We start from the raw sequence: 6,113 nt of genomic DNA, 5'->3' as shown, positions 1-6,113 counted from the left end.
TGACGCGCACAACATCATCGTCGCCGGCCGCACGGAAGCGGACATGCAGTTGGCCCTCGCCGCCGTGCGCGAAAGCCAGGGCGGGCTGGTGGTGGTAGACCAGGGCCGCGTGGTCGCGAAACTCGACCTGCCGATCGCCGGACTGCTCTCCGACAAGCGGCTCGGTGTGGTTGCGGAAGAGGCTGCGGCACTGAAGGCCGCCTGGAGCGCGCTCGGCTGCACCCTGCCCTTCATGGGCTTCAACCTCGTGCCGCTGGCCGTGATCCCGGAGATCCGCCTGACCGACAAGGGCCTCGTCACCGTGCCGGGGATGGAGATCCTGCCGCTTTTCGAGGCGTCGAAGACGGGCGCCAACGCCTGAACGGGGCTTAGCTTTTCCGATCTTGCAATGAATGCTTCTTCGCGTGTATAAAATGCGCAAAGGAGCATTTGATCATGAGCGGCTTCCATCTCGCGGACATGCAGCAGCCCCTTCTGGACGGTGGGCCCGATCTCTCAGCGGCTTCCGCCAGCGTCTATCTCGGCCTGTACCGGGCCGATCCGCTCGCCCGTATCTCCGTCGCGCGGGCCGGGCTGCCGGCGGTTGAGGCCAAGGCCCTGCTCGATGATCTCGGCCTCAGCCAGGATGCCGGGCTGCGCGCCCTCAACCTCTCCGTCGCCACAACAAACAAGAAGGCCAAGGCCGGCGAGCGTCTGGCACCCGATGAGAGCGAGCGGGTGATGGGCCTCGCCCGCATGATGGGCCAGATGGAAGCGATGCTGGGTGGCGGGGCGCAAGGCTTCGATACCCATGCCTGGCTCGGTCGCTGGCTGATGGAACCGCTTCCCGCCCTCGGTCATCGTCGCCCGGCCGAACTCCTCGATACCATGGAAGGCCAGGCACTCGTCTCTCAGGCCCTGGCCCGCATCGAAAGCGGCGCCTACGCGTGAGTTGCAGCCTTTGGCGCATCGCCGCCGATACGCCGGCCTATGAGGCGGACGATCTTTCCGGCCGTGGTGCCGAGCGTTCTGGCGGCCGCTGGAACGAGGTGGCGCTTGCGGCCGTCTATGCCTCCGAAACCCGCGCCCTCGCCTGCCTCGAAACCATCGTGCATCTCAACGCCGGGGGCCTGCCCTTCAACCGCTACCTCGTGGAAATCCGCGTACCCGCGGATCACTGGCAGCAGGCGCAGCGCGAGACCCCGGCGAGCCTGCCGGTCGGCTGGGATGCGCAACCCGCCGGGCGCGCCAGCCTCCGGATCGGCTCCGACTGGCTGCGTGCCAGAGACAGCGCGCTGCTGATCCTGCCCTCGGCACTTGTCGCTGAAGAATGCAACGTGCTGATGAATCCGCGGCACCCCGATGCCATCGCCATGACGGCGCAGAAGCGGCGGCGATGGCTCTACGATCCGCGGGTCACCCCGCCGTATAGGTGATGCTTTTTCCTGCTTCCGCCGCGCGCCACAAATACCAGGCGGCAGTGCTGCGATAGGGCGCCCAGATTTCTCCGGCGAGCGCCAGCGCCCTGGGTTTTGGCTGCGCATCCAGCCCGTGCAGGAGGCGGTACCCCTCGCGCACGCCAAAATCGTCAACCGGCAGGATATCAGGCCGGCCGAGGCTGAACATCAACAGCATTTCCACCGTCCACCGCCCGATCCCGCGGACTGCCGTCAGTCGCTCGATCAGTACCGCGTCGCTCATCCGCGCAGCGGCCCGGCGGGTGGGGACGATGCCCTCCACCGTCTTGACACAGAGATCCTGGATCGCCGCAATCTTCGAGCCGGACCAGCCGCAGGCACGCAGCGTCGCGACATCCGTCGCCAGCACCTGCTCAGGCGCCGGAAACGCGTCGCCCGGATAGAGTGCCTCGAAGCGGCCGAGGATCGCCGCCGCCGCCCGGGCATGCAGTTGTTGATGGGCGATCGCGCGGAGGAGCGATTCGAAGGGCTCGCGCCCCTTCGTGACCGTGAGCCTGCAGCGCCCGACATGGCGGATCAGCTCGGCCATGGCGGGGTCGACCTGCGAAAGATGCCCGGTCGCGGCACTCATCCAGGTCAGAGCAACGATCCCTGAGGCGGTTCCCGGCGCGGACGACGCGGCTTTTCCACGGGTTTTGGCATGGCGCCCGCACCGGCGGTGGCGGCGATGGTGCCGTCCGCGAAGCGCAGCGCCAGCGCATCCCCTTCCGAGACCCCGGCCGCGCGGGTGACGGGATGGCCAGACGTATCCGAGACGAGCGCGAACCCGCGCTCCAGCACCGCTTCATAGGAGACCGATGCCAGACGGGCGGAGAGACCTTCGAGCCGGGCCCGCGCCTCGCGCTGCCCGGCCTGGACAGGCGCGGGTGAGAGGCGTGCGGAAATCCGCACCTCCTGTTGACGAGCGACGGCGATACGGTGGCGCAGGCCGCTGGGCAGGCCCTGGGCCAGAAGCGCCAACCCATTGCGGCGGAGCGAGACCAGTTGCGGCAGGCCGAGAGCGAGGCGCCGGCCTTCCTCGGCGATACGAGTCTTCAGCCCGTCCAGCCATGCACGCGGTGCCGGCAACCGTTCGGAGGCGTGGCGCCATTCGGCGCGACGCATGGCGAGCAGGGTCTGCGGCGCATTGCGCAGACGTTCCGCCCGGTCATCCAGCCGGATGCGAGCCTGGCCGAGCAACGCGCCGATATCAGGCAGCCCTCGCCAGGCGCCCGTCACCCGCAGCCGGCCCTCGCCCATCAGACGCGAAATCGCGGCCGCAAGCCGCCCGGATTTCTGGGTGACGTCGGCCAGCAGCTCGAGCCTGGCGGGTACCGCCATTTCGGCCGCCGCCGTCGGCGTCGGCGCACGCCGGTCAGAGACGAAGTCGATCAGCGTCGTGTCCGTCTCATGTCCCACGGCGGAGATGAGCGGGATGGAGCAGGCGGCCGCCGCGCGCAGCACGACCTCCTCGTTGAAGGCCATGAGATCTTCCAGGCTGCCGCCGCCGCGCGCCACGAGCAGTACATCGGGACGTGGAATCCGCCCGCCGGCTGGCAGGTCCGAAAACCCACGAATCGCGGCGGCGATTCGTGCCGCTGCTCCCTCCCCCTGCACCGGCACCGGCCAGAGCAGGATATCGCGCGGAAAGCGGCGCGCGACGGTTGTGCGGATATCGTGCAGCACGGCGCCCTGTTCCGAGGTGATGACGCCGATCAGGCGCGGCAGCAAGGGAATCGGGCGCTTCCGCGCGGCCTCGAACAGCCCTTCCGCGGCGAGTTTCAGGCGGAGCATCTCGATCTTCGCGAGCAGCGCGCCGGCACCCGCATACTCCATCCTTTCGACGATGAGCTGATAGGTCGAGCGCTCGCCATAGGCGGTGACCTTGCCCGTGGCGATGACTTCGACCCCGTTCTCCGGCACCAGACCGAGGCGAGAGGCCGCAGATTTCCAGATAATGCCCGCAATCTTTCCCTGCTCATCCTTGAGCGAGAAATAGACGTGCCCAGAGGCATAGCGCTTGAGTTCGGTGATTTCCCCGCGCACACGGACGCGGCCGAAAGCGCCTTCCAGCGTGCGCTTCACCGCAGACGAAATCTCGCCGACGGAATATTCGGGGATATTGGTAGTCTGGGTGATGTCGGTCGTGGCCATGGCCGCAGACTATGCTAGAGCCGCCCGCACTTGAAGTTCAGAGCCCCGGCTGCGGGTGAAGGAGTGGCGATGCGTGTTCTGGTGATTGGCAGCGGCGGACGGGAACATGCGCTTGTGCGGGCGATCGCCAAAAGTCCCCTGGTCACAAAACTCTTCTGCGCCCCCGGCAATCCCGGCATCGCGACCGTCGCCGAACTGGTCCCGATCCCGGTGACCGAGGTGGAGGCACTGGCGAGTTTCGCCGCGTCCAACGATATCGATCTTGTGGTACCGGGGCCGGAAGCGCCGCTTGTTGCCGGCATCGCCGATCTCTTGGCCGAACGCGGCATCCGCTGCTGCGGCCCGAGCAAGGCCGCCGCCCAGCTTGAAGGCAGCAAGCAGTTCACCAAGGAGGTGGCGGACGCTGCCGGTATTCCGACCGCGCGCTGGGAAGCCTTCACCGAAGCGCATCATGCTCTTGATTTTATCAGCCGCCGCGGCGCGCCGATCGTGGTGAAGGCCGATGGCCTGGCTGCCGGCAAGGGCGTCGTAGTCGCGCAGACGGAGGCCGAGGCGGAAGCGGCGGTGATCGCCTGCCTGCGCGAAGGCACCTTCGGCGTTGCCGGCGCCCGCGTGGTGATCGAGGAATTCATGGAGGGGCCGGAGGTTTCGGTCTTCGCCCTTTGCGACGGCACGGAGGCGGTCTTCCTCGGCGCGGCGCGCGACCATAAGCGGGTGGGCGATGGCGATACCGGCCCCAATACCGGCGGCATGGGCGCAATCGCCCCGCCGCCCGGCTTCACCCACGAGACCCGGACCCAGGTGATGGAGACCATCATCCGTCCGACGCTTGTGGAAATGGAGCGGCGCGGCACACCCTTCCGCGGCATCCTCTTCGCCGGTCTCATGCTGACTGAGGAAGGACCGAAGCTCATCGAATATAACGTCCGCTTCGGCGACCCAGAGGCCGAGACCCTGCTGCCGCTGCTGGAGAGCGACCTTCTGGCAGCCCTGCTCGCCGCCTGTGAGGGCGGCCTCGCCGCGGTGCCGCTGCGCTGGCGCGCCGAGGCTTCGGTTTCCGTTGTTCTGGCGGCACAAGGATACCCGGGTGCCTATCATCGGGGCACGCGGATTGCCGGGTTGGACAAGGCGGCGGCAGAAGAGGCGGTGACCCTGTTCCATGCCGGCACCCGTGCGGAGGGCGACGCGATCCTGGCCGACGGGGGGCGCGTACTCGTCGTCAACGGCACCGGCCCGTCGCTGACCGTTGCCAGAAACCGTGCCTATGCCGCAGTTGATGCGCTAGAGTGGCCGGAAGGATTTTGCCGGCGCGATATCGGCGCTCACTTCCTCTGAGACTCCTTTGGGAAATTTTCTCCCGCCCTCGGCGATCGATTTCTGGTGGCAAAGCTCTTGCATTGAGTCGCCTGGCCATGAAAACTGATCACATTCCTTAAAGGGGGACTTTTCTTGATGCCTTCCGAAGTGCTGATCGAAAACCGCCAACCGATCGCCCAAGGCGCCACCCCTCTGCCCTCCGCCCGGCATCTCATCGAAGTTGCCGGTGTCGAAAAGATCTTCGGCGATCCGGAAACCGGGCACCGCGCCCTTGAGGCGATCAATATCAATATCGAGGAGAAGGAGTTCTTCACCCTCCTCGGCCCCTCCGGCTGCGGCAAGACCACGCTTCTGCGCATGATCGCGGGCTTCGAACACCCGACCGTGGGTGAGATTCGCCTGCGCGGCCGTGATGTGGCGCCGCTGCCGCCGCGGGAGCGCCCGGTCAACATGGTCTTCCAGAACTACGCGCTTTTCCCGCATCTGACCGTTTCGCAGAACGTCGCCTTCGGGCTCGAAATGCTGGGCTGGAAGAAGGCGGAGATCACCGCGCGCGTGCACGAGACCCTGTCGCTCGTGAAGCTCGCGCATTTCTCGAACCGCAAGCCGGCACAGCTTTCCGGCGGCCAGCAGCAGCGCGTCGCCCTTGCCCGTGCGCTCGCCCCGCGCCCCCAGGTGCTGCTTCTAGACGAGCCGCTGTCCGCGCTCGACCTCAAGCTTCGCAAGGAGATGCAGTTCGAACTCAAGCGCCTGCAGCGAGAGACCGGGATCACCTTCGTCCTCGTGACCCACGACCAGGAAGAGGCGCTCGCCATGTCCGACCGCATCGCGGTGATGAACACCGGCCGGGTGCAGCAGGTCGGCACGCCCGAGGAAATCTACGACGACCCGACCAACCGCTTCGTCGCGGACTTCATCGGTGAGGCGAACCTCATCCCCGGCGAAAATCTTGGCCGCTCCTCCAGCATCGTCGTCGCCGTCCGCCCCGAGCGTGTCGCCGTCTGCGCCGCCGGCGAGGCGGCATTGACGCGCGGCATTGTTGATAATGCAACATTCTTGGGCTCGGACACGCTCATGGAGATCGCGATTCCAGGCGGCAGCCGCGTGCGCGCCCGTATGCGCGGAGCCGCGAAGATCCCGAGCGGCACGGAGGTGGGCCTCACCTGGCCGAGAGAGGCAGAACGGGAGCTGGTGGACTGACCGGCC

The 6,113-nt window shown here is 67.1% G+C and carries 7 protein-coding genes; 5 read left to right on the top strand and 2 right to left on the bottom strand.

Annotation, left to right across the window (positions count from 1 at the left end; all coding sequences use genetic code 11):
* The 3 genes from VL752_RS08785 to VL752_RS08775 form a co-directional block, all read left to right on the top strand.
* On the top strand, nucleotides 1–361 hold a 361-nt coding region (locus VL752_RS08785), incomplete at its 5' end, for an adenine deaminase C-terminal domain-containing protein (protein WP_325354226.1).
* A 74-nt stretch (nucleotides 362–435) separates the two neighbouring features.
* Nucleotides 436–930: a type II toxin-antitoxin system Xre/ParS family antitoxin gene (gene parS / locus VL752_RS08780; protein ID WP_325354224.1), complete on the top strand. Its 495-nt coding sequence runs from the start codon at nucleotides 436–438 to the stop codon at nucleotides 928–930.
* Nucleotides 927–1,415 (top strand): RES family NAD+ phosphorylase, encoded by a 489-nt coding sequence (locus tag VL752_RS08775; RefSeq protein ID WP_325354222.1) that lies wholly within the window; start codon nucleotides 927–929, stop codon nucleotides 1,413–1,415. Before parS ends, VL752_RS08775 begins: the two co-directional genes overlap by 4 nt.
* Here the strand turns inward: VL752_RS08775 and VL752_RS08770 are convergent.
* Together VL752_RS08770 and xseA are read right to left on the bottom strand one after the other, a co-directional pair.
* Nucleotides 1,396–2,028 (bottom strand): DNA-3-methyladenine glycosylase family protein, encoded by a 633-nt coding sequence (locus VL752_RS08770; protein ID WP_325354220.1) that lies wholly within the window; start codon nucleotides 2,026–2,028, stop codon nucleotides 1,396–1,398. The two genes, VL752_RS08775 and VL752_RS08770, sit on opposite strands and share 20 nt — an antisense overlap.
* Nucleotides 2,029–2,033: 5 nt before the next feature.
* A complete protein-coding gene (gene xseA, locus VL752_RS08765) occupies nucleotides 2,034–3,590 on the bottom strand; it encodes an exodeoxyribonuclease VII large subunit (protein WP_325354218.1) in 1,557 nt (518 codons plus the stop codon).
* 69 nt (nucleotides 3,591–3,659) lie between these two features.
* Between xseA and purD the strand changes: the two genes are divergently transcribed.
* Both purD and VL752_RS08755 read left to right on the top strand, forming a co-directional pair.
* A complete protein-coding gene (gene purD / locus VL752_RS08760) occupies nucleotides 3,660–4,925 on the top strand; it encodes a phosphoribosylamine--glycine ligase (protein ID WP_325354216.1) in 1,266 nt (421 codons plus the stop codon).
* Between the two features lie 117 nt (nucleotides 4,926–5,042).
* Nucleotides 5,043–6,107, top strand: a complete 1,065-nt coding sequence (locus VL752_RS08755; RefSeq protein ID WP_325354227.1) for an ABC transporter ATP-binding protein — start codon at nucleotides 5,043–5,045, stop codon at nucleotides 6,105–6,107.
* Nucleotides 6,108–6,113 lie beyond the last annotated feature (6 nt).

It is taken from the genome of Acidisoma sp. (assembly GCF_035492295.1).
Classification (GTDB): Bacteria; Pseudomonadota; Alphaproteobacteria; order Acetobacterales; family Acetobacteraceae; genus Acidisoma.
This window is presented reverse-complemented; position numbering and strand designations above follow the sequence as displayed.

Coding starts and splice junctions, on each gene's coding strand:
- VL752_RS08755 (WP_325354227.1), top strand. CDS start 5,043: ATGCCTTCCGAAGTGCTGATCGAAAACCGCCAACCGATCGCCCAAGGC.
- xseA (WP_325354218.1), bottom strand. CDS start 3,590: ATGGCCACGACCGACATCACCCAGACTACCAATATCCCCGAATATTCC.
- parS (WP_325354224.1), top strand. CDS start 436: ATGAGCGGCTTCCATCTCGCGGACATGCAGCAGCCCCTTCTGGACGGT.
- VL752_RS08770 (WP_325354220.1), bottom strand. CDS start 2,028: ATGAGTGCCGCGACCGGGCATCTTTCGCAGGTCGACCCCGCCATGGCC.
- purD (WP_325354216.1), top strand. CDS start 3,660: ATGCGTGTTCTGGTGATTGGCAGCGGCGGACGGGAACATGCGCTTGTG.